The 26,486-nt window shown below is 45.6% G+C and carries 26 protein-coding genes; 13 read left to right on the top strand and 13 right to left on the bottom strand.

The window, feature by feature from the left end:
• Window positions 1-14 precede the first annotated feature (14 nt).
• The 3 genes from L5M11_RS00180 (at window position 15) to L5M11_RS00170 (ending at window position 1,867) form a co-directional block, all read left to right on the top strand.
• Window positions 15-431, top strand: coding sequence for a DUF4279 domain-containing protein (locus tag L5M11_RS00180; RefSeq protein WP_263177990.1), 417 nt, complete (start codon window positions 15-17; stop codon window positions 429-431).
• A 143-nt stretch (window positions 432-574) separates the two neighbouring features.
• Window positions 575-1,042 carry a DUF3617 domain-containing protein gene (locus tag L5M11_RS00175; protein WP_263190951.1) on the top strand — a complete coding sequence of 156 codons (468 nt, stop codon included), beginning with the start codon at window positions 575-577 and terminating at the stop codon, window positions 1,040-1,042.
• A gap of 384 nt (window positions 1,043-1,426) precedes the next feature.
• Entirely contained in the window at window positions 1,427-1,867 is a 441-nt protein-coding gene (locus L5M11_RS00170) for a hypothetical protein (RefSeq protein ID WP_263190949.1), read from the top strand.
• 98 nt (window positions 1,868-1,965) lie between these two features.
• Here the strand turns inward: L5M11_RS00170 and L5M11_RS00165 are convergent, their stop codons facing one another.
• Both L5M11_RS00165 and L5M11_RS00160 read right to left on the bottom strand, forming a co-directional pair.
• A complete protein-coding gene (locus L5M11_RS00165; protein ID WP_263190947.1) occupies window positions 1,966-2,637 on the bottom strand; it encodes an RluA family pseudouridine synthase in 672 nt (223 codons plus the stop codon).
• Between the two features lie 75 nt (window positions 2,638-2,712).
• A complete protein-coding gene (locus L5M11_RS00160; RefSeq protein ID WP_263190946.1) occupies window positions 2,713-3,336 on the bottom strand; it encodes an acyl carrier protein phosphodiesterase in 624 nt (207 codons plus the stop codon).
• 208 nt (window positions 3,337-3,544) lie between these two features.
• Between L5M11_RS00160 and L5M11_RS00155 the strand changes: the two genes are divergently transcribed.
• From L5M11_RS00155 to L5M11_RS00110, 10 genes are all read left to right on the top strand, one after another.
• Window positions 3,545-3,754, top strand: coding sequence for a hypothetical protein (locus tag L5M11_RS00155; RefSeq protein ID WP_263163444.1), 210 nt, complete (start codon window positions 3,545-3,547; stop codon window positions 3,752-3,754).
• 62 nt (window positions 3,755-3,816) lie between these two features.
• Window positions 3,817-4,854 carry a tRNA preQ1(34) S-adenosylmethionine ribosyltransferase-isomerase QueA gene (queA, locus tag L5M11_RS00150; RefSeq protein WP_263163443.1) on the top strand — a complete coding sequence of 346 codons (1,038 nt, stop codon included), beginning with the start codon at window positions 3,817-3,819 and terminating at the stop codon, window positions 4,852-4,854.
• A 161-nt stretch (window positions 4,855-5,015) separates the two neighbouring features.
• Window positions 5,016-6,140, top strand: coding sequence for a tRNA guanosine(34) transglycosylase Tgt (gene tgt / locus L5M11_RS00145; protein ID WP_006082277.1), 1,125 nt, complete (start codon window positions 5,016-5,018; stop codon window positions 6,138-6,140).
• 27 nt (window positions 6,141-6,167) lie between these two features.
• Window positions 6,168-6,500 (top strand): preprotein translocase subunit YajC, encoded by a 333-nt coding sequence (gene yajC / locus L5M11_RS00140; protein ID WP_007649452.1) that lies wholly within the window; start codon window positions 6,168-6,170, stop codon window positions 6,498-6,500.
• Window positions 6,501-6,517: 17 nt separating this feature from the next.
• Complete coding sequence (secD, locus tag L5M11_RS00135) at window positions 6,518-8,368, top strand: protein translocase subunit SecD (RefSeq protein ID WP_263190945.1); 1,851 nt, start codon at window positions 6,518-6,520, stop codon at window positions 8,366-8,368.
• Window positions 8,369-8,380: 12 nt separating this feature from the next.
• Window positions 8,381-9,328 carry a protein translocase subunit SecF gene (gene secF / locus L5M11_RS00130; RefSeq protein WP_263163440.1) on the top strand — a complete coding sequence of 316 codons (948 nt, stop codon included), beginning with the start codon at window positions 8,381-8,383 and terminating at the stop codon, window positions 9,326-9,328.
• A 234-nt stretch (window positions 9,329-9,562) separates the two neighbouring features.
• Window positions 9,563-9,880 carry a DUF2007 domain-containing protein gene (locus tag L5M11_RS00125; RefSeq protein ID WP_028761071.1) on the top strand — a complete coding sequence of 106 codons (318 nt, stop codon included), beginning with the start codon at window positions 9,563-9,565 and terminating at the stop codon, window positions 9,878-9,880.
• A 128-nt stretch (window positions 9,881-10,008) separates the two neighbouring features.
• Window positions 10,009-10,368 carry a rhodanese-like domain-containing protein gene (locus L5M11_RS00120; RefSeq protein WP_131523169.1) on the top strand — a complete coding sequence of 120 codons (360 nt, stop codon included), beginning with the start codon at window positions 10,009-10,011 and terminating at the stop codon, window positions 10,366-10,368.
• A gap of 19 nt (window positions 10,369-10,387) precedes the next feature.
• Window positions 10,388-11,299, top strand: a complete 912-nt coding sequence (locus L5M11_RS00115; protein WP_263190944.1) for a bifunctional precorrin-2 dehydrogenase/sirohydrochlorin ferrochelatase — start codon at window positions 10,388-10,390, stop codon at window positions 11,297-11,299.
• Between the two features lie 176 nt (window positions 11,300-11,475).
• Complete coding sequence (locus tag L5M11_RS00110) at window positions 11,476-12,021, top strand: YaeQ family protein (RefSeq protein ID WP_113941666.1); 546 nt, start codon at window positions 11,476-11,478, stop codon at window positions 12,019-12,021.
• A gap of 83 nt (window positions 12,022-12,104) precedes the next feature.
• Here L5M11_RS00110 and L5M11_RS00105 read toward each other — a convergent pair whose 3' ends face one another.
• The 11 genes from L5M11_RS00105 to L5M11_RS00055 form a co-directional block, all read right to left on the bottom strand.
• Window positions 12,105-14,561, bottom strand: coding sequence for a S8 family serine peptidase (locus tag L5M11_RS00105; protein ID WP_263163436.1), 2,457 nt, complete (start codon window positions 14,559-14,561; stop codon window positions 12,105-12,107).
• Between the two features lie 717 nt (window positions 14,562-15,278).
• A complete protein-coding gene (locus tag L5M11_RS00100; protein ID WP_263190943.1) occupies window positions 15,279-15,698 on the bottom strand; it encodes a rhodanese-like domain-containing protein in 420 nt (139 codons plus the stop codon).
• A 122-nt stretch (window positions 15,699-15,820) separates the two neighbouring features.
• Complete coding sequence (locus L5M11_RS00095) at window positions 15,821-16,033, bottom strand: DUF2892 domain-containing protein (protein WP_006082265.1); 213 nt, start codon at window positions 16,031-16,033, stop codon at window positions 15,821-15,823.
• 43 nt (window positions 16,034-16,076) lie between these two features.
• Window positions 16,077-19,319 (bottom strand): efflux RND transporter permease subunit, encoded by a 3,243-nt coding sequence (locus L5M11_RS00090; protein WP_263190942.1) that lies wholly within the window; start codon window positions 19,317-19,319, stop codon window positions 16,077-16,079.
• A gap of 36 nt (window positions 19,320-19,355) precedes the next feature.
• On the bottom strand, window positions 19,356-20,369 hold the full coding sequence (locus tag L5M11_RS00085; RefSeq protein ID WP_263190940.1) for an efflux RND transporter periplasmic adaptor subunit: 1,014 nt from the start codon (window positions 20,367-20,369) through the stop codon (window positions 19,356-19,358).
• Between the two features lie 176 nt (window positions 20,370-20,545).
• Window positions 20,546-21,262 carry an SIMPL domain-containing protein gene (locus L5M11_RS00080; RefSeq protein WP_113940700.1) on the bottom strand — a complete coding sequence of 239 codons (717 nt, stop codon included), beginning with the start codon at window positions 21,260-21,262 and terminating at the stop codon, window positions 20,546-20,548.
• A gap of 144 nt (window positions 21,263-21,406) precedes the next feature.
• The gene (locus L5M11_RS00075) at window positions 21,407-21,793 is read right to left on the bottom strand and encodes a VOC family protein (protein WP_263190939.1); all 387 of its coding nucleotides are present in this window, start codon (window positions 21,791-21,793) and stop codon (window positions 21,407-21,409) included.
• A gap of 103 nt (window positions 21,794-21,896) precedes the next feature.
• Window positions 21,897-23,192, bottom strand: a complete 1,296-nt coding sequence (locus L5M11_RS00070) for an OmpP1/FadL family transporter (RefSeq protein ID WP_263190938.1) — start codon at window positions 23,190-23,192, stop codon at window positions 21,897-21,899.
• A gap of 353 nt (window positions 23,193-23,545) precedes the next feature.
• Window positions 23,546-24,997, bottom strand: a complete 1,452-nt coding sequence (gene putP, locus L5M11_RS00065; protein WP_263139137.1) for a sodium/proline symporter PutP — start codon at window positions 24,995-24,997, stop codon at window positions 23,546-23,548.
• A gap of 157 nt (window positions 24,998-25,154) precedes the next feature.
• Window positions 25,155-25,859: a DUF3379 domain-containing protein gene (locus L5M11_RS00060; RefSeq protein ID WP_131525286.1), complete on the bottom strand. Its 705-nt coding sequence runs from the start codon at window positions 25,857-25,859 to the stop codon at window positions 25,155-25,157.
• Window positions 25,852-26,415, bottom strand: a complete 564-nt coding sequence (locus L5M11_RS00055) for a sigma-70 family RNA polymerase sigma factor (RefSeq protein WP_006085483.1) — start codon at window positions 26,413-26,415, stop codon at window positions 25,852-25,854. Before L5M11_RS00055 ends, L5M11_RS00060 begins: the two co-directional genes overlap by 8 nt.
• Window positions 26,416-26,486 lie beyond the last annotated feature (71 nt).

The following is a 26,486-nucleotide window of genomic DNA, read 5'->3' as shown; positions in this document are numbered from 1 at the left end:
CATTAGGGCCTTTTATGGGTGCATTTGAATATTCACAAGCCACTCTTCGGATCTTCGGGGATGATTTGATACCTGAAGACGTATCAAATTTACTTGGTGGTACAGCAACTAAAAGTAAAAAGAAAGGTGATGAAGATGTCAGCAAAACCAGTGGAAAAGTGCGGATTGCCAAAACGGGTAGCTGGCATTTTCAGGCTAAAAAGAGAGAGCCAGAAGACCTAAACGCGCAGATTGGAGCAATTTTATCCCAGCTAACAAGTGACTTAGCGATATGGGAAAAGCTTTACCAAAGCTACAAAGTTGACATGTTCTGCGGCTTGTTTATGGGCAACTGGAATGATGGTTTGAGCTTGTCACCTGAAATCATGCTGGCACTTGGTCAACGTAGAATTGTTTTAAGTTTAGATGTTTATAGTGGGTCGGACGATTAAGATGGTTGTCGCCCCTAAAAACAAATGTTAAAGCCAGCAAAATTGCTGGCTGCGACCTCAACCCGCAGCACGACTTTGCGTGCTAAATTTGGGCGCTAGGCACTAAAACCTTACTTGTTTTTCATTAATTAAAGGAATAATAAATGACCCACCTAATTACTAAAGTGATGTTAACTGGACTCATAGTGGCATCAACTCATCTTCACGCTGAAAACTATGACTTCAAACCGGGTTTATGGGAAACCACTTGGAAATCCGAAATAGTAGAAATAGACGCACCTCCTGAAATGGAGAAAATGATGCGGAGCATGGCCAAAAGGCCTGATTACACGGAAACTGAATGCATAAATGACATCGCCTCTGCACTTGATTTAGAGCCTGAAGAAAATGAAGGCGAAGAATGCCAAACCAACAGCAATTGGATCAGTGCTAACAAGATGGTGTTTGAAACATCATGCACTAGCCCTGATGGTGCATCTAAAACAGTGGGTGAAATGCGTTTCAATGGGAAAACGTTCACTTCTAAGCTTGAAGTGACCACCTCTGAAGAGTCAATGAAAATCAAGTCGAAACTCGTTGGCAATGGAAAATATATTGGCGCTTGTGACTAAGTGCCATACAAACTCTTCAACTTGACGCATAACGGTTAGCAAGGATGTTATGAGGGCAGTTAGTAATATAGAGGGGATTTATTGGACTTTTGCTGACATTGCCAGTTGGTCTGTTTGGCTGCCGTTCTCATTTTATCGACGTCTATACAGCGCGGTGTTTTTATTCAGCTCGCTAGATAAGTCTTTTAGCTGCCTTTACTTTAGCGATAAGTAAATAGTGATAAAGATCGCGTTTTTATTTTTAGATTGAGCTACACTGCCGATTAATTAGTCAAAGGTATTTATCTTTTATATTTTAAACATTTAGCAAATTTAAATTAACCAAAAAGTTACATTTGACGGGCGATTTGAAGTAATTTGCTGCTGTGGGGAGTAAAGAGTTAAATGGGTTCTATGCTTAATGTACTACCACAACTGACATTCACTTTAGGTGATTGGGTATTGCATAAGGATATCAGGATGTCTGGGATTGAAAAACGCCGTCGCCTTCATTGGCGGGAGACAGATATGCAAAATCGTGAAATTATAGGTCGTTGGTTAGATGGGCGTCCTTTATTGGGGGACAAAATTACCCTCTATAAAGAAGACGATAAATATTTTTTAGAAACTTGGTTTAGTGATGGCTGCCATAGTTTAGATGAAGTCTATATGACGCAAACTCCTGAGGGCCATAAGCTGGAAGATGTTGGCGGCAATTTCTTTGGTGAATTCTTTATCGTGACATCGTCGCAGCAATTACAATTTTGTAATGAGCAGGGCTGTTATTTCCAAGCAGAAAAATTAGCGGCTGATGTCTATTTTGGTCAAGGTATACGTGTCGCTTAAACGACGACAGTCGAATCCGTAAATAACTAAGGTCGCACGATAGCTAAGAGCTAAGTCGCGACCTTTTGCTTTTATGGAATTGTAGCGAGTGGCTTAAGTTATTCAGTAAATGGATGTTTGCTGCTAAAAAACAGCGGTTTACCCGAATAGGGATGGGTCAAACTTAAGCTTTGTGCATGTAAACATAAACGCGGTCTGGCCTTGATAACCTCGGCATCACCATAAAACTCATCACCCAAAATCGCATGGCCTAGGGCAAGCATATGCACACGCAATTGATGGGTGCGGCCTGTTTCTGGCGAAAGCTCGACTAAGGTGCTGTTTTCTCGGCGCTCTAATACACGGTAGTGAGTGAGGGCGCTTTTGCCGCCAGTCTCTCCCGCCTGTAGCGTTTTTTGATAGGGCGGATGTTCAGTGTCTGGCACTATCGCGAGGTCAATAATCCCCTGTTCTTGCAGCACATGTCCCATCACTTCGGCAATATAGACTTTCTTACTCTGTCTATCTTGAAACTGTGTTTTTAAATGCGATTCCGCTTTTTTATTACGGGCGAACACCATAATGCCCGAGGTCGCGCAGTCGAGCCTATGCACTAAAATCGTTTCTGGATAAAGGGCTTGTAAGCGGGTTAACGCGCAATCGAAGGTGTGAGCCGCTCGACCCGGATTAGACAATAATCCCGAAGGTTTATTGATGATAATCAGATCTCTATCTTTATAGCGTATGTCTAGCCAAGGAACTGCTGGGGGCTGGTAATCAAATATCTGCATCTTGTCCTCATTTTTGCGCGGCAATACTAGCAAAATTTACGCTGGCACACAGCATAATCTCATGCTTGCTTATTCTTAGAGGGGGGAGGGCAAATATTCTGTAGGTGTCTTACGGCTCCAAATACGGGTATAAGCCATCAGCTGCGGATAAAAAGTGCGGAACGCGGTTTCGATTTCTATCTGCATTTTATTGACGACTTTATGGGCATCTTTAAACAGTGCGGCTTGCGGATGCTGTTTGGCCACCTGTGCTAAGGCTTGTTGTAATCCTTTTTCGGTGGTGTAGCTGCCTAGCCAATCGGCGCTGCGCATTGTGGGCAAGAGTGTAAATAATGCCTCTGGATGGTATGGATCAACGCCTTGCGTGGCGAAAGAATCTAACGCGTCATAGGCCTTGCTACTGAATTCATCCAAGGGTTGGTGGTGATATTCTTCCCAATAGTAAGCTAAATAGTGATCGAAACTCACCGCCATGAGTTCTGCTGCTATGCTTCTTAAGGGCGCAGGGAAAGCTTCCATTAATTCAATCGTCAATTCATGGCTGGCGCAAAGGGTATTAATCTCTTGGTTTAGCCATAAAGCTTGGCGTAACTCAATTGGAGCTTGTGCAATTGGCGCTTGAATATAGTTACCTGCTACGTTGGCAGCAAGGTGGGTTTTACTGATGTCGGCGAGATGTAAGTGTGTAAGAAAGTTCATTATTTGTGCTTGGTTAACCACGTCGGTTCACGGTATCATGCACAAGCGCGCTTAGGAAAGCGCCGAAGCTAAAAATGCAGTATTTTTTCACTTTTTATTGATAATGACATTTGATTCGCCGTAAATAATTATGGCTGACTTCAACGTTGACATAGTAATCGATAAGGGAAAAGTGAAATAAAATCAATAACCTTTTTTAGGATCATGGATGATGTGGAACTGGTTCACCAAAATGCTCGGTAAAGACGAGCAGCAGAAGCGCAAAAAAGTGCTAATAGAAATCCCCTTTGAACAACACCGTTTCAGCATGGATGACTTTAGTCGCTCGCGGCTAAAATTCGATACCGATGACAATCTGCCCCAAGATGGCATCAATCCAGTGGAACCCGAGCAAGAAGTGGACACTGGCAATAAGTAATCTTGATCTTATTGGCCTCTAACCATAGACTAGCCGCCGTTCTAAGCTATCTAGAGGCCAATATGCGCGTTGCAGACTTTTCTTTCGATCTCCCCGATGAGCTGATCGCTCGTTATCCTATGGCGCAGCGTAATGCATCCCGTCTGTTAACCTTAGACGGCAACTCTGGTGCGTTAGGCGACAAACAGTTTACCGATCTGCTGGGGATGATTAATCCCGGCGATTTAATGGTGTTCAACAATACCCGAGTGATCCCCGCGCGCATGTTTGGTCAAAAGGCCAGTGGCGGTAAGTTAGAAATTTTAGTTGAGCGTATGCTCGATGATAAGCGCATCCTCGCCCACGTTCGTAGCTCTAAATCCCCTAAAGTGGATTCGTTAATTCATCTCGACGGTGGCTATCAGATGAAGATGGTCGCCCGTCACGATACTTTGTTTGAACTTGAGTTGTTATCCGAGTTAACCATCTTAGAAGTGCTTGAAGCAGTAGGGCACATGCCTTTGCCTCCTTATATCGATAGACCCGATGAAGATGCCGACAAAGAGCGCTATCAAACTGTGTATAACCAAAACCCTGGTGCAGTTGCCGCGCCAACGGCGGGTTTACATTTTGACGATGCCATGCTCGATGCATTAAAAGCCAAGGGCGTGAATGTCGCGTTTGTGACCTTGCATGTGGGCGCGGGAACATTTCAGCCAGTGCGTGTCGATACCATTCTTGAACACAAGATGCATTCCGAGTGGGCGAATGTACCGCAGGAAGTGGTTGATTTAATCGCGCAAACCAAAGCTGCGGGTAAACGTGTGGTGGCCGTAGGGACGACGTCAGTGCGCTCCTTAGAAAGTGCGGCACGCGCAAGCCTTGGCGAACTCAAAGCTTTTAGCGGCGATACTGATATCTTTATTTACCCAGGTTATGAATTCCAAGTGGTCGATGCTATGGTGACAAATTTTCATCTACCTGAATCAACTTTGATCATGTTAGTGAGTGCTTTTGCCGGTTTTGATCATGTTATGGCGGCGTATCAACATGCTATCACGCAAAAATATCGCTTCTTTAGCTATGGCGATGCGATGTTTGTGACGAAAAAAGCCCACTAGACCAAGATTTTGTTTTAAAATAGCCGCCCAAAGTGAGATTGTGCGGCAATTTTTTTCGTTAAAAGATTGAACCTTTTAACGCTGTCCCCATCTCTATTGTTAATCAAAATGGCATTAGCCATTAAAAATGTAGTCAGACTGTTTATCTGGCGAGGTGAATTATGAAATTTGAATTAGACACTACCGACGGGCGTGCGCGCCGTGGTCGGTTAATTTTTGATCGTGGCACAGTAGAAACCCCCGCTTTTATGCCGGTAGGAACCTACGGCACAGTGAAAGGCATGACACCGGAAGAAGTACGTGCCACTGGCGCGGATATTTTGCTCGGTAACACTTTCCATTTATGGTTGCGCCCAGGCGAAGAAATCATGCGTAAGCACGGTGACTTGCATGACTTTATGAACTGGCAGCGTCCTATTTTAACGGACTCGGGCGGTTTCCAAGTGTTTAGTCTTGGCGATATCCGTAAGATCACCGAAGAAGGTGTACATTTCCGTTCGCCCATTAATGGTGAAAAAATCTTCTTAGATCCTGAAAAATCAATGCAAATTCAAGATGCATTGGGTAGTGATGTGGTGATGATTTTTGACGAATGTACCCCGTATCCTGCCACCGAAGATGAAGCGCGCAAGTCAATGCAGATGTCTTTGCGTTGGGCGAGACGTTCGCGTGATGAATTTGACCGTTTAGAGAACCCTAACTCACTCTTCGGTATTATTCAGGGCGGTGTGTATGAAGATTTACGCGACGAAAGCTTAAAAGGCTTAGTCGATATTGGTTTCGACGGTTATGCCGTCGGTGGTTTGGCCGTAGGTGAGCCTAAAGCAGATATGCATCGCATTCTTGAGCATATTTGCCCGCAAATTCCTGCAGACAAACCTCGCTATCTGATGGGGGTCGGTAAACCAGAAGATTTAGTTGAAGGTGTACGTCGTGGTGTTGACATGTTTGACTGTGTGATGCCAACCCGTAATGCCCGCAACGGTCATCTGTTTACGAGTGAAGGTGTGATCAAAATACGCAATGCGCGTCATAGAGATGACACGTCACCACTTGATACTAAGTGTGATTGTTATACCTGTAAAAATTATTCACGGGCGTATCTTTACCACTTAGATCGTTGTAATGAGATTCTGGGTGCGCGTTTAAACACCATTCACAACTTGAGATACTATCAAATGTTAATGGAAGGTTTGCGCGGTGCGATTGAGACGGGTACATTAGACGCCTTTGTGGCGGACTTCTATACCAGTCAAGGTCGCGAAGTACCAGAGTTAGTCGATTGATTTTTTGCTAATAAGAAGAGAAAAACTATGTTTATTTCAAATGCATATGCAAGCGCTGCCGGCGCACCACAAGGTGGCGGCACGATGGAACTGATTTTCATGCTGGCGATTTTCGGCCTGATTTTCTATTTCATGATTTTCCGTCCGCAATCAAAACGCGTTAAAGAGCACAAAAATCTGATGTCTTCATTAGGCAAAGGCGATGAAGTGTTAACCAGTGGTGGGATTTTAGGCAAGATTGCAAAAATCAGCGACGAAAGCGATTACGTGTTACTGAGCTTGAACGACACAACACAAATCACGATCAAAAAAGACTATATTGCAGCTGTATTGCCTAAGGGCTCTATCCAGTCGTTGTAAGCCAAGAGGGCTCAGGCGTGTTAAATAAATACCCAATGTGGAAAAACATTATGGTGATGCTCGTCATCGCCATAGGTTGTTTCTATGCCGTACCTAACCTTTTTGGTGAAGATCACGCGGTGCAAGTGGTGGCGACTCGAGGTGCTGAAGTAACAGCATCTACCCAAGCCAGTGTGAACGAGCTGTTAGCCAGTAAGAGCATTGCGGTAAAGCGCTCTGAGCTTGAAAAAGGTCAGTTGTTAGTCCGTTTGCAAAATGCGGATCAACAGCTACTGGCGAAAGAAATCATTGCTGACAGTTTAGGTGACAAGTTTACTGTGGCACTTAACTTAGCGCCTGCGACGCCTAAGTGGCTTGAGTCCATGGGTGGTAGCCCAATGAAGCTTGGTCTTGACCTTCGCGGTGGTGTGCATTTCCTCATGGAAGTGGACATGGGCGAAGCGATTCGTAAGATGGAAGAAGCTAAAGTCGCTGATTTCCGTTCACAATTACGTGAAGAAACCATTCGTTATGCTGGTATTCGTGTTAATGCCACTGGAATTGAAATCAAGTTCCGTGATGCTGAAAACTTAGCGACTGCCGAGCGTTTTCTTAAGACTCGCAATCAAGATATGGTGTTCACCGACGCTAGCCGTGGCGAAGATTTCGCGCTGCAAGCTGTGATGAGTGAAGCTTATCTAAAGCAGATTAAAGAAGAAGCACTGCAACAAAACATTACCACAATTCGTAACCGTGTTAATGAGTTAGGTGTGGCTGAGCCTGTAGTACAACGTCAAGGCGCCGAGCGCATTATCGTTGAGTTGCCAGGTGTGCAAGATACGGCTCGTGCTAAGGAAATCTTAGGTGCAACCGCATCAATTGAATTTCACATGGTGGATGACAAAGCCGATCCGAATGCTGCGCAATCAGGTCGTGTACCTGCGGGTTCTGAAGTGTATCAGCGCCGCGAAGGTGGCACTGTGATATTGAAGAAAGAAGTGATGTTGACGGGTGATCATATCACTGGCGCACAACCTAGCTTTGACCAGTACAGTCGTCCTCAGGTCAGTATCAACCTCGACGCTAAAGGTGGTACCATTTTCTCTGACGTGACCAAAGACAACATAGGCAAGCCTATGGCGACTTTGTTCATCGAGTATAAAGACAGTGGTGATCGCAATGCCGATGGCAGCGTTAAGATGCTGAAAATTGAAGAAGTAATTTCGGTTGCTACTATTCAAGCCCGTTTAGGCCGTAACTTTGTGATCACTGGCTTAAGTCATGGTGAAGCACAAAACCTTGCGCTATTACTGCGTGCGGGTGCCTTGATTGCTCCTGTATCAATTGTTGAAGAACGTACCATTGGTCCAAGCTTAGGTGCTGAAAACATTCAAAGCGGTGTGCAAGCTATGGTATGGGGTATGGCAGTTGTCTTACTCTTTATGTTGGTTTACTACCGTAGCTTTGGGCTTATTGCTAACCTGGCTTTAACTGCAAACTTAGTCATGGTTGTGGGCGTGATGTCTATGATCCCTGGCGCTGTGTTAACCCTACCCGGTATTGCCGGTATGGTGTTGACGGTCGGTATGGCGGTTGACGGCAACGTGCTGATTTATGAGCGTATTCGTGAAGAGCTTCGTGCAGGACGTAGCGTACAGCAGGCAATCCATGAAGGTTATGGTAATGCTTTCTCAACTATCGCCGATGCGAACATCACCACCTTCATCACTGCGCTCATTTTGTTTGCCGTAGGTACTGGTGCGATTAAAGGCTTCGCTGTGACCTTAATGATAGGTATTGCGACTTCTATGTTTACCGCCATCGTGGGTACTCGCTCAATCGTTAACGCGATTTGGGGTGGTAAGCGCGTGAAGACTCTGTCTATCTAAGGGGAAGTGACAATGATTGAAGTTTTATCCTTAAAACATACAGTAAACTTCCTCCGCCATGCACTGCCTATTAGCATTATGTCGGCAGTGTTAGTGCTGTGCTCGCTGGTATCGCTCGCAACTAATGGTGTTAACTGGGGTCTTGATTTCACTGGCGGTACTGTTGTTGAAATGGAGTTTACTCAGCCGGTTGATTTGAATGCGCTGCGTGTGCAACTGACGACGCCAGATTCCGAAGGTGCGATCGTGCAAAACTTCGGTTCTAGCCGTGACGTACTTGTACGTTTACAGGTGAAAGAAGGCGTTAAGAGCGATGTGCAGGTTAAGTCTGTCATGGAAGCCGCGCAGAAAGTTGACCCACAAGTGCAGCAGAAGCGTGTTGAGTTTGTTGGCCCACAAGTGGGTAAAGAACTGGCAGAGCAAGGTGCATTGGCGGTATTAGTTGCGCTGATTTGTATCATGATCTATGTGTCGTTTCGTTTCGAATGGCGCTTAGCGTTTGGTTCTGTAGCAGCACTGGCGCACGATGTCATCGTGACCTTAGGGGTGTTTTCGTTATTCCAATTGGAATTTGACTTGACCGTATTGGCGGGCTTGTTGACGGTGGTGGGTTACTCACTTAACGATACTATTGTGGTATTTGACCGTATCCGTGAGAACTTCCTTAAGATGCGTAAGAGCGATCCTGAAGAAATAGTTAACATTTCAATCACTCAAACGATGAGCCGTACCATTATTACAACGGGCACGACTTTGGTGACTGTTGTGGCCTTGTTCCTTAAGGGCGGCACTATGATCCATGGCTTTGCGACTGCATTGCTGTTGGGGATTTTTGTGGGTACTTATTCCTCTATCTATGTGGCGAGCTTCTTGGCCGTTAAACTGGGTATCAATCGTGAACACATGATGCCAGTTGAGATTGAGAAAGAAGGCGCAGACCAACCTCCTATGATGCCTTAAAGGTTAATTTCGAGTTAAAAAGCCACCTATGAGGTGGCTTTTTTTTGCATCAATTTTGAGGCATATCTGACATTCTGCTAGCAAACTCACAAAGTTATAGTCAGTTATGCTGTAAAAGGTGAATGTTAATTTATTTAACAACTGATGTAAAAATCAGCGCTCGACAGCCTCGGCTATTTAGCAGTAGGATGTCGGCAACCCATATTCTAGAGAGTTGTAGCCGTAGGATGTCGCATGGAAGAACGTAAAGTGTTAGTTGCTGGTGGTAATTTATTGCAGGCCCACACATGGAAAGGTTTATTGGAGGCCTGTGGCATTCATGTTGAACTCAGAGGTGAAGCGTTATTAGGCGGCATTGGTGAACTCCCTACTGGGATGCAAAACGTCGAGTTATGGGTAGGTGAGTCCCAATACGCGTCGGCACAAGTTCAATTGAATGCGTTGGATGTTGAAAGTCCGCAATGGCAGTGTGTGCAATGCCATGAGACTAATGAAGGCAGTTTTGAGCTTTGCTGGCAATGTAGCTCAGAGCGCAGCGAAAGCCACAACTAGCCTTTCACTGGCAACCTTCTCAGCTTTGCGGTGAGGCTGAAAGATTGCGTCTGCAGGATGAGAAGATTACACTTTGCTGATAAGCGGACATTCATCATGTCATTCAATATCTTATCTAGGAGTTAGTGATGCAGCATCCCAATGCATTTTCCGCCCTTGTTGACGCTATTCTGCCTAATATCACCGAAGTGACAATCGAAGCTTATCAGGCCGATGACCGCTGGCACCTTGTTGATGTGCGTGAGGATCGTGAGTGGCTGCAAGATCATTTACCCCAAGCGAAACATTTAAGCCGGGGTATTTTAGAGCGTGATATCGAAGCGCGTTTCCCCGATAAAAATACACCCATATTACTCTACTGCGCGGGTGGTGCGCGCTCCGCCTTGGCTGCCCATAATCTGCAACTTATGGGTTACACCCACGTTGCATCTATGATTGGTGGCTATAAGGGCTGGGTACAGCGTCAACTGCCAGTCGTGCAGGACTAAGCGTTCAGGATCTCATCTAATGCAATATTTTCCCTTGTTTGTCGATACGGTTAATTTGAATGTTCTACTGGTGGGGGCGGGCGATGTGGCGAGCCGTAAGTTAGCACTGCTGACACGTACTGAAGCCAATATCCACGTGGTAGCGCCAGAGGTGAACCCTGAAGTGCAACGTTATGCAGATGCTGGCCGCATTTTGTTATCCCAGCGTGAAGTTGTCCATGCCGACATTCAAAATTATGATTTAGTGTATTTAGCTACGGCAAACGACAGTCTTAATGCCGAGTTAGCGACCTTAGCTACTGCGCGTGGTATCTGGGTTAATGCTGTTGATAATCCCGCCTTTTGCCGCTTTATCACTCCTTCTATTGTGGATAGAGGTCGTTTAGTGGTCGCGATCAGCACTGCGGGCGCTGCACCAGTATTTGCACGCACGATTCGCTCGCGTTTAGAATCTAGCCTACCGCAGTCACTCAAACCGTTATTCGATTTTGTCGCCGATAGACGCGTCGAAGTACAAGATAAACTCGATTCAACCTCGAAACGCCGCTTATTTTGGGAGCGTTTTTTCGATACCAATGGCGACCGTTTCGATAGTCGTACCACTGAGCATTACCATAATGCGTTTAATAACTTAGTCTGCCGCGGCGAAATCCTTTTGTTGGATGATGCAACCTCTGTGGACTTACTGCCGCTCGCCGCCATGCCGCTATTGCAGCGCCTCGATTGTATATACAGCCAAGGTGATTTAAGCGTTGAACTCGCTGAACTTGTTCGCCGCGACGCAGATCGCGGTTTTTTACCCGCTTTCAGTGAGTTGAGTCAACAGTATGAGCTGGGTACGCGCATGCTACTGGTAGCGGATACGCAAAAAATCAGCTTGTTGAAAGCCCATTTCCCCATGGCTAAACATCTGCGACCCGGTGCGATTTAATTTCTTACCGATTCAGCCTTGGGTTCGATTTAACCTTTTGTTCGATTGCACTTTATGTTCGATTTCATGGGCGTATTCTATTGTTCGTTTGAGCTAATGCCGAGTCTCAGGTAGACTCGGCAGCCTTATTTTAGGATTTCGCTGTTTCAGGATTTCACTCTGCATTTAGGATGACTATGGCCCTCAAGGCGACCGTGTTTAAAGTCAATTTACAGATAGCCGATATGGATCGGAATTATTACCAAGACCATCAATTGACGCTTGCACAGCATCCTTCCGAAACCGATGGCCGCATGATGGTGCGTTTACTCGCGTTTATTGTGAATGCCAGCGAAACCTTAAGTTTTAGTAAAGGTCTGTGCGTCGATGACGAGCCAGAGCTATGGGACAAAACCCTATCCGGTGAAATTGATCTGTGGGTTGAGTTTGGTCAGGCCGATGAAAAATGGCTGCGAAAGGCCAGCGGCCGTGCCAAAGTCGTGCAGCTCTTTACCTATGGTGGTCGCAGTGTACCGATTTGGTGGAAACAGAATCAGCAAGCGTTAGAGCGTTATCAGAATTTAAAAGTGTGGAATATTGCCGAAGAGTCCGTCACGGCGATGGAAGCCTTTGTTGGGCGTAATATGGCATTGCAAGTTTCGATTAGTGAAGGCCAAATTTGGTTATCGGATAATGAAACCAGCGTGTTGATTGAGCCTGAAATTCTCAAAGATATTGAATAACATGTTTTGTAAAAAAAGAGCCTGCAATTGCAGGCTCTTTCCGTTTATCACTTTTAAGTATCAGTAAGAGTATCGATTTTGATTTATTTGAAGCTCAGTTCCCAGCTATCGATATAGCCAGCATCACCACGGCCACTGTCTACGGCTTTTAACTTCCATACGCCGTTCGAATTCGCACCTGTCATATCTGCGGTATAGCTCTTGTTGATATTGTCTGCACCAAGACCTGTGTTGTTATGCAGGGTAACCGTTTTTCCTGAAGGGCTGATCAGCTGCACTTTTAAGTCACCAATGTAAGGGTGGACTATGTTCACGACTGCAGTCACAGTACCTGAATCACCTGTGCGAGTAACCGTGATTGGGCTAGTGATCCCCGCCGCTTTGTTATCAGGAATATTATAGTTATCAGCATTGGTATAGCTCGTTGGCGTACCGCCGCCATTAGACGCTGTGTAGTTCGCCGTTAACGACACACCAGTGAAAGCCGAATCGCCTTTCACCATAGCATAGTAAGTGCCTGATTGTACGTTGGTGATTGGACAAGACTCACTATTGCCACTTTTATACGGACGGCAATCGTAATTAGTGGTGGTTGGCGCCGCGCCATATTGCACATACAAGTCCGCATCACCTGTGCCACCGTTCATCACAAAGCCTAGGTTAGTTGCACCTGCTGGAACCTCAAATGAAAAATGTAATTCTTCACCTGTTGCGCCTGCTAAACCTGTTTTCGCCACACCGTTCACCAGAACACTATCGCCCGGTTCGGTTGGATCGACAGGATCCGTTGGACCAGTACAAGATGCGTCTAGGAAGGCTTTTGCTGCAACTGCATTAACTAAACCATAGCCATAGTAGTTGTCACGACCTGCAGTACCAAGATCTTCTGCAGTCATTTTCAATGCGTTACGGACTTGCGCCGCACTACATTCTGGGTGGTAGCTCCACACTAAGGTCGCAACACCTGACACATGCGGTGTCGCCATTGATGTACCATTGTAGTACTCGTAATCTTTATTGCCTTGGTTGCTGACAGTGACTGTCGCGCCCAGTTGATTGCGCAGTGCTAAACCTGTTGCACGATCAACAGATACAGAAACCATATTGATTTCGTTGTTAGCATCGACAAGGAAGGGGTTTTGTAAGCCGGGTAATGCCGCGTTACTGTAAACAATCGTCGCACTGGCACCTGCATTCTTACAGGCTTTAGCTGCGTTAATTTCAGGGTAGCTAGTGCCTTGATTACCAACACGTTCCACTAAACAAATCTTATTGGTCATGTTGCCGCAGTTGAAGCTTGTGCCGCTAACGGTACATTCTGCCAAAGTTGCAGTGCTGGTACCGTTAAATGGTGCGGGGACATAGCTGCTACCAGAAGGTATCAGGCGATTGTGCGGTACGACACCTGAGTCAAAGTAAGACTGATTGCCGATAGTGATATCGGCTAAACGGCCTTCGCCACGGGTAACAGTCGATAGAACGGCTTCACCAGGGCCAGATATTTCCACTTGGTTGGTGTATTGGGAGAATGCTGAGTGGTCTTTATGGCTATCCACAGAGGCGACAGACATGACGCCATCGTAGGATGCTGGGTAGCTGTGAGTGCTATTCCCATCGTTACCCGCAGCAGCAATCAGGAGAACACCATTATTATAGTGGGCGGCCAGAGCGTTACGCTCAGTGGTGCTAGAACCTGAACCACCTAAACTCATAGTGACAACATTGGCGCCGTTGGTGACACAAGTGTCTACGGCAGCGACTAAGGATGAAGAGTAGCCCCAGCCAGATTCATTAAACACTTTGATCACATGAATATTGGCATTTTGATTTGGCATAACGCCGATCACGCCATCATTGTTGGCAATCGCCGCAATCGTCCCCGCAACGTGGGTACCGTGGGCGTTATTATTGCCCGGCTCAAACCAGTTACCCGTGCCTGAGTTATTGGTCCCTGTGACATTGTTGCCACCTAAGTCGCTGTGACTACGGTCGTAGCCTGAGTCGATAATACAAATAGTGCGGTTGCCCGCTTGGCTATCGCTTAGCTGGGTTGCTCCCACAAAAGTTTGGCCCCAAGGCGTACTTTCACTTAGAAAGCGGCGTGGCATATCTTCTTCGACATATTCCACATCAGCACGGGTTTTTAATGCATTGATCCCTTTGGCATCGAGTTTCACCGAGTAGCTGTTACTGCGGCCGATACGCTTCATTTCCTTCGCTTGTACTTTATTTAATGTGGTATGTTGGGCACTGATTTCAGCCATTTGTGGCTGATAATTCATTGTGGTTGGTAGCGTATCTGTTGTCGCGTCATTGAGTGACTGCAGATCACTCGTTGATTGCACACTATTGGCTGACATGATGGCCGCGGCATCAGTGTTTTTAAACTTCACAATGTAACGCTTTGGCAGTGGGGAGGTTTGTGCTTGTAATGCTACGGCAAAACCTGGGGCTTGTGGTGCTGCTTGTACACCAGCTGAGATCGCAATAGCTAAGCTTGAAAGGCTTAACGCTATTTTAGTGGTTCTGTTGATTGTCATGTTCTTCTTCCATGGTCAATTTAGTGTTAATCATTATTATTTTATGTTTCATAAGAATAACTACGACTCAGATGCTACTCGGTTAGTGAATTTATCTGCGACCACGTCATTTGTAAATCAATTGTTAACGGTATGGCGGTTGGTAAGTGTTTGGATTTAATAGTCATTTATAGTGCATATAAATTCAAGTTGTAACGATTTGTAACCAAATTTTATTAAAATATTTGTTTTTTTATGTGATAAACGTGAATAAGTGAATACGAATTTACGACTTCATATACGGGTTTTTGATTGATTTTACCGTTATCAATGCATTGAAATTTATATATATATTTTTTTGTAATTAAAAATAATAAAAACAAACTTTAAGTTTTCATCATAATGATAATATTTTCTCAAGTGATTGATTATGCGAAATTGTTGCAAAAGGCTGTCAATAGGGTGGCAGTTGCCAATGGATTGACTTTACTTAGGCTTTTGGGAATACGGGTGTTACTTATTTTATAGAACTACTAAAAAATCCTGTGTTCTTTCGTCCACAATGAATCTGGTAAGAACCTATTAATCCACCCCCTGCTTAATTTCGATATTTTACTTAGACAATAAAAAAGCGCCCTAGGGCGCTTTTAGCCGTTAAGCCTTGAATGGCTAGAGCGAGGTGAGAGTACTAAAGTGATTTATTCTTACTTCCCCACACTAGAGCCAATTTGATGGTTGTTAATTACTTAGCGGGCGTTTTTGCGCTTCAACTAAGGTGGAATAGCCGCCACCATTATAGGTTTGGGTGTATCCGGCAGCGACTAAGGCTTCGGTCGCAATACTGCTACGACGACCGCTGCGGCAATACAAGACGACGGGAGCATCTTTGGCGATGCCACGCTTAGCAAACTCCTCTGTCACTTGCTCAAAGGGAATATTGACCGCATTCGCTAAATGACCTTCGGCAAATTCTTCAGGCGTTCTAACATCGAGCACCATAGCGCCTGCGGCAATTTTATCCCATGCGATTGCAGGATCTTGGTCGGCGGCGCTGGCTATCATGGGCATTAGCAGCAGTGGCATGAGAACCAGTGATTGAATGCTTAATAGGGCTAAGCGCATTAGGCTTTGGCCACGGGTTACGAGGTTGTGGGTCACTTTATCTCTCCTTGACGGCTTTTTGGCACGCTTGTATTAGCCAAGCGTGTACTTGCTCACCTAACTCTTATCTCTTATCTCTTATCTCTTATCTTAACTCTTAAGTAGTGACTGTATGTGGCTTAGCTTTGTTTAGCAATTTCAGCCTCTGATTTTACACCCAATTTGCGTAAAACCATGGCGGCAGGACAAAAACCGGTAAAAGCACTTTGGAATAGGTTAGCGCCAACAAATGCGGTTAACCACAGAAAGTTGTGGTGCACATAGGCGGTTAACACCAGTGACAGTAACACCATAAATCCGGCAAAAGCCATAATACTGCGTTCTAATGACATACCTTACTCCTTGAAGCCATCTTGGTGATGGCCTTTGTTGTGGTTAATTTTGTGTTTGTATCTGAACAGTATTCATACGGTTTTTCATGGCCGTGTAGTACAGCACAGGGATGACAACTAACGTCAGTATGGTCGAGATAAAAATACCAAAGATCAGACTGATCGCTAAGCCATTGAAAATCGGATCATCAAGAATAAACAATGCCCCTATCATGGCTGCAAATGCAGTCAGCATGATAGGTTTAGCTCGCACGGCGCCAGAGTGGATCACTGCCCGCTCAAAGGGCACGCCGGATGCGGTTTCTTGATTAATAAAATCGACCAATAATATCGAGTTACGCACAATAATCCCCGCCAGCGCTATCATGCCTATCATGGACGTCGCGGTGAATTGCGCTCCGAGCAGGGCATGTCCAGGCATTACGCCAATCACAGTCAGTGGAATTGGCGCCATGATGATAAGCGGCACCAGATACGATCTAAACTGCGCGACCACCAATAAATAAATCGCAATCATACCGACCGCATAGGCGATACCCATGTCTCTAAAGGTTTCGTAGGTGATCTTCCATTCGCCATCCCAGAGCACGGCGACTGAGTCTAACCCTGTGGGTTGGTGAATATAATGCTGATCAAACCCTAAGCCATCGGTGCCATCAATTTTGCCCGCCATATCGAACATACCGTAGAGCGGGCTGTCCAGTGGTCCCGACATATCGGCGACGACCATGATCATAGGGATCATATTCTTATGGATAATTGGTGCATCGATTTTGCCGCGTTTGATGGTCACCAGCTCAGAGACAGGCACAGATTGCCCCGTTTGGCTCAGTAACTTCATATTCAGCACTTGCTCTAAATCGACTTTCGCGCCTTCGTTTAATTGCAGGCGGATCGGTATCGGTTGTTTTTGCTGGGCTTGATGTAAATAGCTCACATCTTTGCCGCCAACTGAGGTGGCAATCAAGTCGACAATATTGCTGTAGGGCACGGCCATCAGGCTGGCTTTACTGCGGTCGATCATCACTTGCCATTTTTGCTGGGCGGCGGGCAAGAAAATATCGATATCGACCACATCTTTGGTTTCATGGAACAGCGCCTGCATCTCATATGCGGCTTGCTCGCGAATAGCGGGACTTGGGCCATACACTTCTGCAACCAGCGGCGACCACACTGGTGGTCCAGGTGGAACTTCAACCACTTTGATATTGGCTTGATATTGCTCGCCAATTTGCTGCAGTTCGTCTCGCACCGATACCGCTATGCTGTGGCTGTCGCGCTTGCGGTGTTTCTTATCCACTAGATTCACTTGGATGTCGCCAAGCTCTTGGCTGTGACGCAGGAAATAGTGGCGCACTAAGCCGTTAAAGTTCATTGGCGCGTTAGTGCCCGCATACAATTGCAGATGCTCGACTTCAGGGACGGTTGTTAGGTAGCGACTCAAATCCTGCAATACTCTTTGTGTTTGCTCTACGGGAGTGCCTTCTGGCATGTCCACCATCACTTGAAACTCGGACTTATTATCGAAGGGCAGCATTTTCAGTACCACGAGCTGACCCACGGGGAGCGCGACAGCGATACCGATCAACACAAATACGCCAGCAGCCAGTCCCACTCTTGCCTTACGGGCATTTTTACCCAGCAGGAAAGGACCAATTAAGTGAGTAAAGAGGCACACCATCTTAGTTTCAGCTTCATCCTCGTGCGAGGCTTGGGCAGTATCGTGTTGGTCATTATGTTTCAGCAGTTTACGACTGAGCCAAGGAGTGACCACAAATGCCACAACGAGGGAAATTAACATGCCCATACTGGCGTTGATGGGGATCGGGCTCATGTAAGGCCCCATTAAGCCCGATACAAAAGCCATCGGCAGCAAGGCAGCGATAACTGTAAATGTCGCCAGAATCGTCGGGCCGCCGACTTCATCGACCGCCACTGGGATAAGCTCACTAAAGGACTTTTTGCCGAGCGCCATATGCCGGTGGATGTTTTCTACTACGACTATGGCATCGTCGACCAAGATGCCGATGGAAAAGATTAACGCGAACAAGGACACGCGGTTTAAGGTAAATCCCCATGCCCAAGAGGCGAAAAGGGTGATCGCTAGCGTGATAATAATGGCCACACCCACGACTAAGGATTCGCGGGCGCCCATGGTTAAAAAGACCAGTACAACTACGGCGCTGGTGGCAAAAATCAGTTTTAAAATAAGGGTATTAGATTTATCCGCCGCGGTTTCGCCATAGTTACGTGACACTGTGACTTCGACATTTGCCGGGATCAACACATTGTCGACCTTAGCTATCCGCTCAATCACACTGTCGGCGATATCGACGGCATTTTGGCCTGCTTGTTTACCAATTGCGATTGTGACAGCGGGATAAATGTCGGTTTTATCTGCGTGCCAAACGCTCTGTTTCGGGATATCACTTTTTAAGCTGATTTCAGCAATATCCGCCAAATAAATCGGAATATTTTTGCCTTGTTTATCTTGATAGACACTGACGACTAATTGCTTGAGATCGTCGATGGATTGTAAAAACTGCCCAGCTTGGACCTTTATCTCTTGATTGCCTTGCACTAAGGATGCAGGCATAGAGACCATATTATTGTCATTCAGGCTTTGTCTTAACTTATCGTAGGTCAGATTAAAGCTGTTCATCTTGGCGGGATCGATACGTATGTTGGCCACCATATCGTGCTGGCCAACGGTATCGATTTCGCGAGTGCCGTGAATACGCTTAATTTCGGTTTCTAATCCAAGGGCGACATGGGTTAGCTGCTCAGCAGACACTTGCCTGTCCTTTGACCATAAGGTCAAACTGACAATGGGCACATCATCGATGCCGCGGGGTTTAATTAGCGGATCGCCCACGCCAGCGCCCCTTGGCAATTTATCCATATTGGAATAAATCTGGTTGTATAGGCTGACGATGGCATCATTGCGCGCAACGCCGACCTTAAAGATGACGATGATCAGCGCGCCATCGGGTTGGGAGAACGAGTACAGAGTATCTATGCCTTTGATTTCGGAGATCACTTGTTCCGCTGGCAGGGTGACTAAGTTTTCAACTTCCGTGGGTGTCGCACCGGGAAAAGGGATAAACACATCGGCAAAGGTGACATCAATTTGTGGCTCTTCTTCTTTTGGTGTCACCAAAATGGCGAATAAGCCAAGTAAGAGCCCGAGAAGTGCTAATAGCGGCGTGATGGCGCTATTTTGAAAGGCAGCGGCAATTCGTCCGGAAATCCCAAGTGTGGTTTGTGGTACTGGAGCATGTTTCATAAAACAACCTCGACAAAGCTTAAGTCGCTAGGGAATTTATTGCTTCTTGCTGAGCAACACTTGGTAGGCATCAACGGCCACCTTGTCACCCGACTTAAGGCCCGCAAGCACTTCTACTTCGCCATCTAAGGGCTCAGTGACACGGACTTGGGTCAGTACAAAGGCTTCGCCTTGTTTAAGGTAAACACTGCTCAGTTCGTTCATTGTGAGCAGTGCAGAGGTGGGCAGTTGGATTTTTTCCCGATCGCCATTTTTAAAGGAAGCTTTTGCCCAAGTACCGGGTTGAAGATTGGCTTCATTTTCTGGCAGATTAATTCGCACTTGATAACTGTGGCTGACGGGATCGGCGAAACTGAAAATCGTGAGGTCGGTTGAGGTGAACTCGCGCCCATCACTTAAACGGACGAGAAATTCGGGGGAATTTTTAAGTTGGTTAATGTAACGCTGTGGCACTTGAGTAATGGCGCGCATTTGACTCGCGGAAAACCCTGAAAGTAGTGCTTGTCCTGGGCTTACGGTTTCGCCAAGTTCGACAAAACGCTCAGTGACTATGCCACTAAAAGGCGCTGAAACGACAGTGTATTTTAAGGGTTCGTTGGCTTTGATGACACGGGCTTGTGCTGCACTGACGGCTTGTTCTGTTGCTTTAGCATTGGCGGTGGCTTCATCCATCGCGCCCTTAGAAATCGCGCCTTGGGGAAATAGCTCTTTATAACGTTTGTATTGTGCCTGAGCTTCGACATTTAAAGCCTTCGCTTTGGCTAGATCAGCCTCAAAGCTTGCCAGTTCAGCGCCTTGCTCTTTACTGGTAATTTCCAGTAGGGCGGCTCCTTCGGGGACGACATCGTTAACATCGTAGTTGAGTTTGACAATACGACCAGAGGTTTGCGCCGATACCGTCGCTGCTTTTACTGCTTCAATGGTGGCGTCTAAGGTGACCCAATTCGGATAGGGTTTATTTAAGACTTCGATGGTTTCGACTGAGGCTGCCTGAGCTTGCGTACTGGAAAGTGCCAGCAGTAAGAAAAAAGCACGAGAAATTGATGTCATAACTTATATCACCCCAGATGTAATTTATGAGAAAATTCTAATGGAGTTGTTTTCAATAGGCAATCAATATTTATTAGAAAAATTTAATGTAGTGTTTTTACCTAATTTAGGAATAAGGAATAAGGCCTATAGCGCCTTATTCCTCGTGCTTCAGATCTTCAAATTAAGCCTAAAATTTAGTCATTTAAATAATAGGTTAGTGTGGAAACGATGCGAATTTGTTTAATGTAAGGCGTGCTGCTGTCGCGGTCTGAAATGGTGAACTGGCCTTGACTCGCACTTTTAATTTTTCCGAGGCGAGAATCCGAATCCTTAGCAAATTTTTCAGCCACTTCGCGGGCATTTTGAGTCGCTTCTTGCACCATGACAGGTTTGACTGAGTTGAGATCGGTAAACAGAAACTCAGTGCGATTATCATAATCTTGGCTAGCGATCGCTATACCTTCTTTTACTAAGTTAATCATTTGCTTACGGGTGTTCAGCATGAGATCAATTTGTGGGGTATAAACTGATAGGTTCACTTTTGCCGAGTAACGGTATCTGACGTTGGGATCGACATAACCTTGGGCTTGGCGATCTTCAATTGAAGGCAAAGAGACAGTAATTTCGCTGTCGCTAAAGCCTTGTTCCTTTAAAAACGCCACAACACGATCGGTTTTTTGCTGAACCGTCTCGTAGAGTTTAGGCAGATTGTTATCGACCTCAGTGAAATTGATTGGCCAAATTGCCACATTGGCTTTGACTTCTTTTTCCGCTAAGCCCTTTACCGTGACCGTGCGTTCCATGGCTTTCATTTGCAATAGTGCTGAGCTTGCTGTCTGGCCTACATAAACAAGTCCAGCGCAAAGGAAACCACCTAACAGCAGGGCAGGAAGGATGTTACTTTTTTCCATAAAAAGAATCTCTTGATTAGATAAACTCAGTCTACGATACCGAATAAACCTCAGTCATGCACTGGGTTTATTCGGAATAGATGCCGCTTAAGGCAGAGGAGATTATGTTGAGAGATGAGTTTTGAAATATCTGTTTAAAGCATTTTATTTTTCAGGAGGGATGGCGCTTGGCTGCCATAATTCGACTTTATTGCCGTCAGGGTCAATAAACCAGCCAAAGCGGCCAAATTCAGAATCTTCAATACCACCAATCGGTTGACCGCCACCTTGCTCTACTTGTACTAGGGCTTGCTCTAGATCGTCAACGACAAAGTTGAACATAAACCCTTTATCTGAGGGGGCGAAATAGTCCGTGTTATGGGCGAAAGGAGTCCAAACATGGTAGCCAAGAGTTGATTTATCTGTGTGATAAAACGCGGCGCCTCCCCAGTTTTCAATAGGGACTTGAAGATGGGTTTTGTACCAAGTTGCCAAGGCAACGGGATCGACACTTTTAAAGAAAATTCCACCGAGTCCAATGACTTTAGCCATAGCCGTAGCTGCATTTACAGGAGTATGAATTAACTTTAGGCAATAAATGCTTAAGATACAAAAAAGCCGCAAAAAATGCGGCTTTTGGTGTTAGGAATTTATCTTAGAACTGGTAGCTGTATTGAACTGAGTAGTACATACCACTCGATTCAGTAATCGCATTAACAGGGCCAGCGATTGCGCTGTTTTCGATCAGGTGAACTTCTTCACCTTTAATATAAGCGATACCAAAGTCAACCGTGTTTTGTAGGTTGATATGGTAGCTCATACCCGCTGTGTACCAGTTACGGTCAGAGTCTGGGAATGAAATAGAGCTAATTTCGTCCACAACGCCTTGGTCATGCATATAACCTGCACGAACGGTGAATTGTTCGTTGATAGTATAAGTACCACCTAGGCTGAATAACCATGAATCTTTCCATTGGTATTCTTTCAGCGCAACATCACCTACGGCTTGAGTCACTCCAACAGCAGGAATGGTTGCAACACCATCTTTAGCTGTGATTTGTTCAAAATTACCCCATTGGGTGTGCTGCGCTGTATAGTGCAGAGCAAACTTAGGGGTGATTTGATGAAAACCTGCAACTTGGAAGATATCCGCTAGCGGTACATCTAAACTATCAAAACTGGTGGCAACAGCCACTTGTCCAACATTTGGTATATTGGTTGATGTAATGGTATTAACATCACCTTTAACATTCACTGTTGGGCTGAAACGGTAGCTGATACCGAAACGATTGTCTTTATCTAACTCAATTGTGGCACCCACAATACCACCAAACGCCCAACCGTCAGCGTCGACGTCAACCAGAGGTGTCGCGCCCATGTTACGGGTTAAACGACCTTCACCGTAAATGGCATCAATACCAGCACCGATACTGAACATGTCATTAATACGGTATGAAAGGCTGGTGTTAAAATTAACCGTTGTTACTTCTGTTTCGCCAAGCAGATCATAAGGTGCTGGTGAGCCTGCTGGTAAACTCTTTGAAAGTGAGCTGGCATCGGTACCGGTACCAAAGTTAGAGAAAGCGGCAAAACCTACGGCGAACTTATCGTCGATGGGGTGGATGTAGAAAATATTAGGGATAATTTTAGAGCTACCCGCGTCATCGATGCTGCCTAAGTCAACGGCACCACCGGCAAAGTTAACGTCTTTAACATCAACAGTAATATCGGCATAAGTTAAGCCGAAGGAGATCGCATCTTTATCGAATAATGCCATAGCAGCAGGGTTACGTGATAACACAGAAGCGTTATCGGCAATAACCGCATCACCCGCAAATGCACGGCCCATACCCGTTGCTGATTGGCTGTTTAGTTGAAAACCTGAAGCTAAGGTTTGTGTGCTTGCTAATGCGACAGAAACGGCAATGAGTGTCTTGTTGAATGTTTTCATTATTATTCTCTCTATTTTTTATAAGTATTGGATTTTTATTCGGTCCTAGTCCGCCGAAAGTATTTAAATCCATTTATTAGTCTCCGGCATCTTATGGATTCAATGTATCCTCAACAAGTCCGACCAGAAGTGACGTATGTTAATTTTCAGTTAATTAAAAGTCTTTAAAACAAGAGTGATACTTTAGTATGCTTGAATGGTCTGGCCAGATGCTTGATATGAAGGGCTTTGGGTGCTGCTATGGGTTTCAATTGAAGTTAACGGTTTGTAATGGTGTGTAGGGTATTTAAAAGGATACAAAATGTAAAAAGCGCACACTTGTGCGCTTTTAAACATATGGAAGCATATCTAGATTAGAGTGCAGACTTAAATTGTTCGAACTCTGTCGTTATTTTTTCACTTGGAGCAGAGAATTTACTGACTAAAATACCCGCAATAGTCGCGAATATAAACCCAGGAAGGATTTCGTATACTTCAAAAATGCCACCAGTGAGTTGCTTCCAAATCACCACGGTTAATGCACCGACAATAATAGTGGCAATAGCGCCATTACGGCTATATTGCTTCCAAAACAGGGATAACAAGACTACGGGACCAAAGGCCGCACCAAAGCCTGCCCAAGCATAACTCACTAGGCTGAGTACGCTACTTTCAGGATTGAGTGCTATCACACCTGCAATCACAGCGATAGCGAGTACACCTAAACGACCTACCATCATTAGCTCGCGATCATCGGCCTTTGGGCGCAACCATTTACGGTAGAAATCTTCGGTAATGACACTTGAGCAGACTAAGAGTTGTGAGTCGATAGTACTCATGATTGCCGATAAAATAGCGGCGATTAATAGCCCACCAATCCATGGGTTAAACGCCGCTTGAGCTAAATGGATAAACACTGTTTCAGAATTGGCTAATGGCTCTTTGGCGAAATAGAGCGAGCCTGCGATACCTGTGGCTAATGCGCCAATGAGAGATAACACCATCCAGCTCATGGCAATACGGCGTGACAAGGGCAGGGCATCGGCACTGCCTATCGCCATAAAACGCGACAAAATATGTGGCTGACCAAAATAACCTAGGCCCCATGCGAGCAAAGATAACATGCCGATGGCAGTGGTTTTGTCATTGACCAATGCCAACATCGCGGGATCGATCGTTTCAATACCTGCATGGCTTTCGGGGTGAGCGAAAACGGCGAAAGGGACAATCAATAGGGCGATGAGCATTAAACTGCCTTGGAAAAAGTCAGTCCAACACACTGCAAAGAAACCGCCAATAAAGGTGTAACCGACTATGATGGCCGAGCCAATCACGAGGGCTGCGGTGTAATCAAGCCCAAAGACCTTCTCAAACAAAATCGCGCCACCGACCATGCCAGAGGAGGCATAGAAAGTAAAAAACACCAGAATAGTGATTGCGGAAACCAGTTTGAGATAGCCTTGGGTATCGTGGAAACGTTTCTCGAAAAAATCCGGTAAAGTGAGGGCGTTATCGGCGAGTTGGGTATAAATGCGCAGTCGTTTGGCAACAAATAACCAGTTTAGCCAAGCACCAATAATTAATCCTACGCCAATCCAGGCTGCACCTAAGCCGCTTAAGTAAACTGCGCCGGGTAACCCCAGTAACAGCCAACCTGACATGTCAGATGCACCCACGCTGAGCGCGGTTACTGCGGGGCCCATTTTGCGGCCGCCTAAAATATAATCATCAACAGTATCGGTAGCACGGTAAGCCCAAAAACCTATGCCCATCATCAATACTAAGTAACCAACAAATGTGATTAAAATCGGGGTTTCAATCGTCATCTTGCCTTTTCCCATCTTTTTATTATTAAAAGTGGCAAGCATGCTACCAGATGTTTGAACGTGCGCCCATTAGCAGATGTAAGTGTGATTGAAATCTAACCTCCGATAACATGAAAATATCGGAGATTGATTTTTAAATGCAAGTTATAACAATAGCTTAAATAAATATATTCTTGATTTCGTCTTTTATATAGCTAAGGTCAGCTTGATCCTCACCTATGAGCAAAATAAATGCATCGGGCGTTTCAAAGCCCATTCCTTGATATTTACCGTCGGCGAAGGTTTTATCCAACACCATACGTTTCTCGAGTGGCACGATAAAGAGTGTCACCTTACTTTGTTCGCCCTGAAGTACTAAGTGCAGGCTTTTTACCCCTTGAAAATCGCAATAAGAGGTGTAATACACTTTGCCCGGTTGTTGGGTAAATTTGGCATTGCCAAAGTCTTTTATCGACGCAAGCTGGGCATTGACTTGACTAAAATTGACATTTTGATCGACATGCAAGGCAATATCTTCATGGTAGACATGGGCCAGTGCATGTTCAGCCAAATCAATAGGCCCTAAGCGTAATAGGCTGAAGCTGATCCCTACCACAAACGCAACCGAGGCTGCCATGGCCACTAAAAAAAACGTTTGCCGGCGCTGTTTATGGTGCTGTTGTAACTGCTGACGCAAAATGAGTTTGTCGGCGAGATCCTCAGCCACATCTACTTTCAATGCGTTGCTCAGTTTGGCATCAAGGTTTTTAAGCTCATTGATTAGGGCTTGGTTTTCTGGCTTTGCATTGATCTGCGCCAGAAAGTCAGCATCTTGATTATGAGGATCTTCATAAGCTTGACGTCTAAATTTAAGCTCATCCATTGGATTGACCTCTCACATCATTCTTCTCAAGTAATTCTTTCAATTGGCTCCTCGCCCGAAATAAACGCGTCATTACGGTGTTGCGATTGAGCTCCATCAGCTCGGCGATTTCATCACCGCTAAAGCCACCAATGAGCTGGAGTAAGAGTGGTTCGCGGTATTCGATATCCAGCTTGCCAATTTGTCGACGGATCAGATATTGCTCGGTCTGCTCTTCACTGCTATTGGAGATATTGTCCTCTAAGGTATCTTGCTCAACGTCGGAATAATCGAACTGTTTACGCTCGAAACGCCGCGCATTTTCACGCCTAAGAATCGTGATCAGCCAAGCTTTCGCCGCTTTATCATCCTTGAGGGAATCCAAAGAGCGCCACGCCCGCAAGAAGGTTTCTTGGGTAATGTCTTCAGCCACGTGCTTATCGCCGCATAACCAATAGGCGTAGCGGAAAATGTCTGCATGTAGCGCCTTGACTAGGCTGTTGTATCGTCGTTGTTTGCTTAGCATGTCAGAAGAGACCGCGGGCTCGACGGATTTCTTGCGCCAGTTAGCAAACATTTTTTATCTTTGGGCTTTTTGGCGGAATATTTAGCATAGTAGCACTCGCTTCTTTGTCATTAACCCCATCA

The sequence above is a fragment of the Shewanella sp. SM87 genome, assembly GCF_025653705.1.
Taxonomy (GTDB): Bacteria; Pseudomonadota; Gammaproteobacteria; order Enterobacterales; family Shewanellaceae; genus Shewanella; species Shewanella oncorhynchi.
This window is presented reverse-complemented; position numbering and strand designations above follow the sequence as displayed.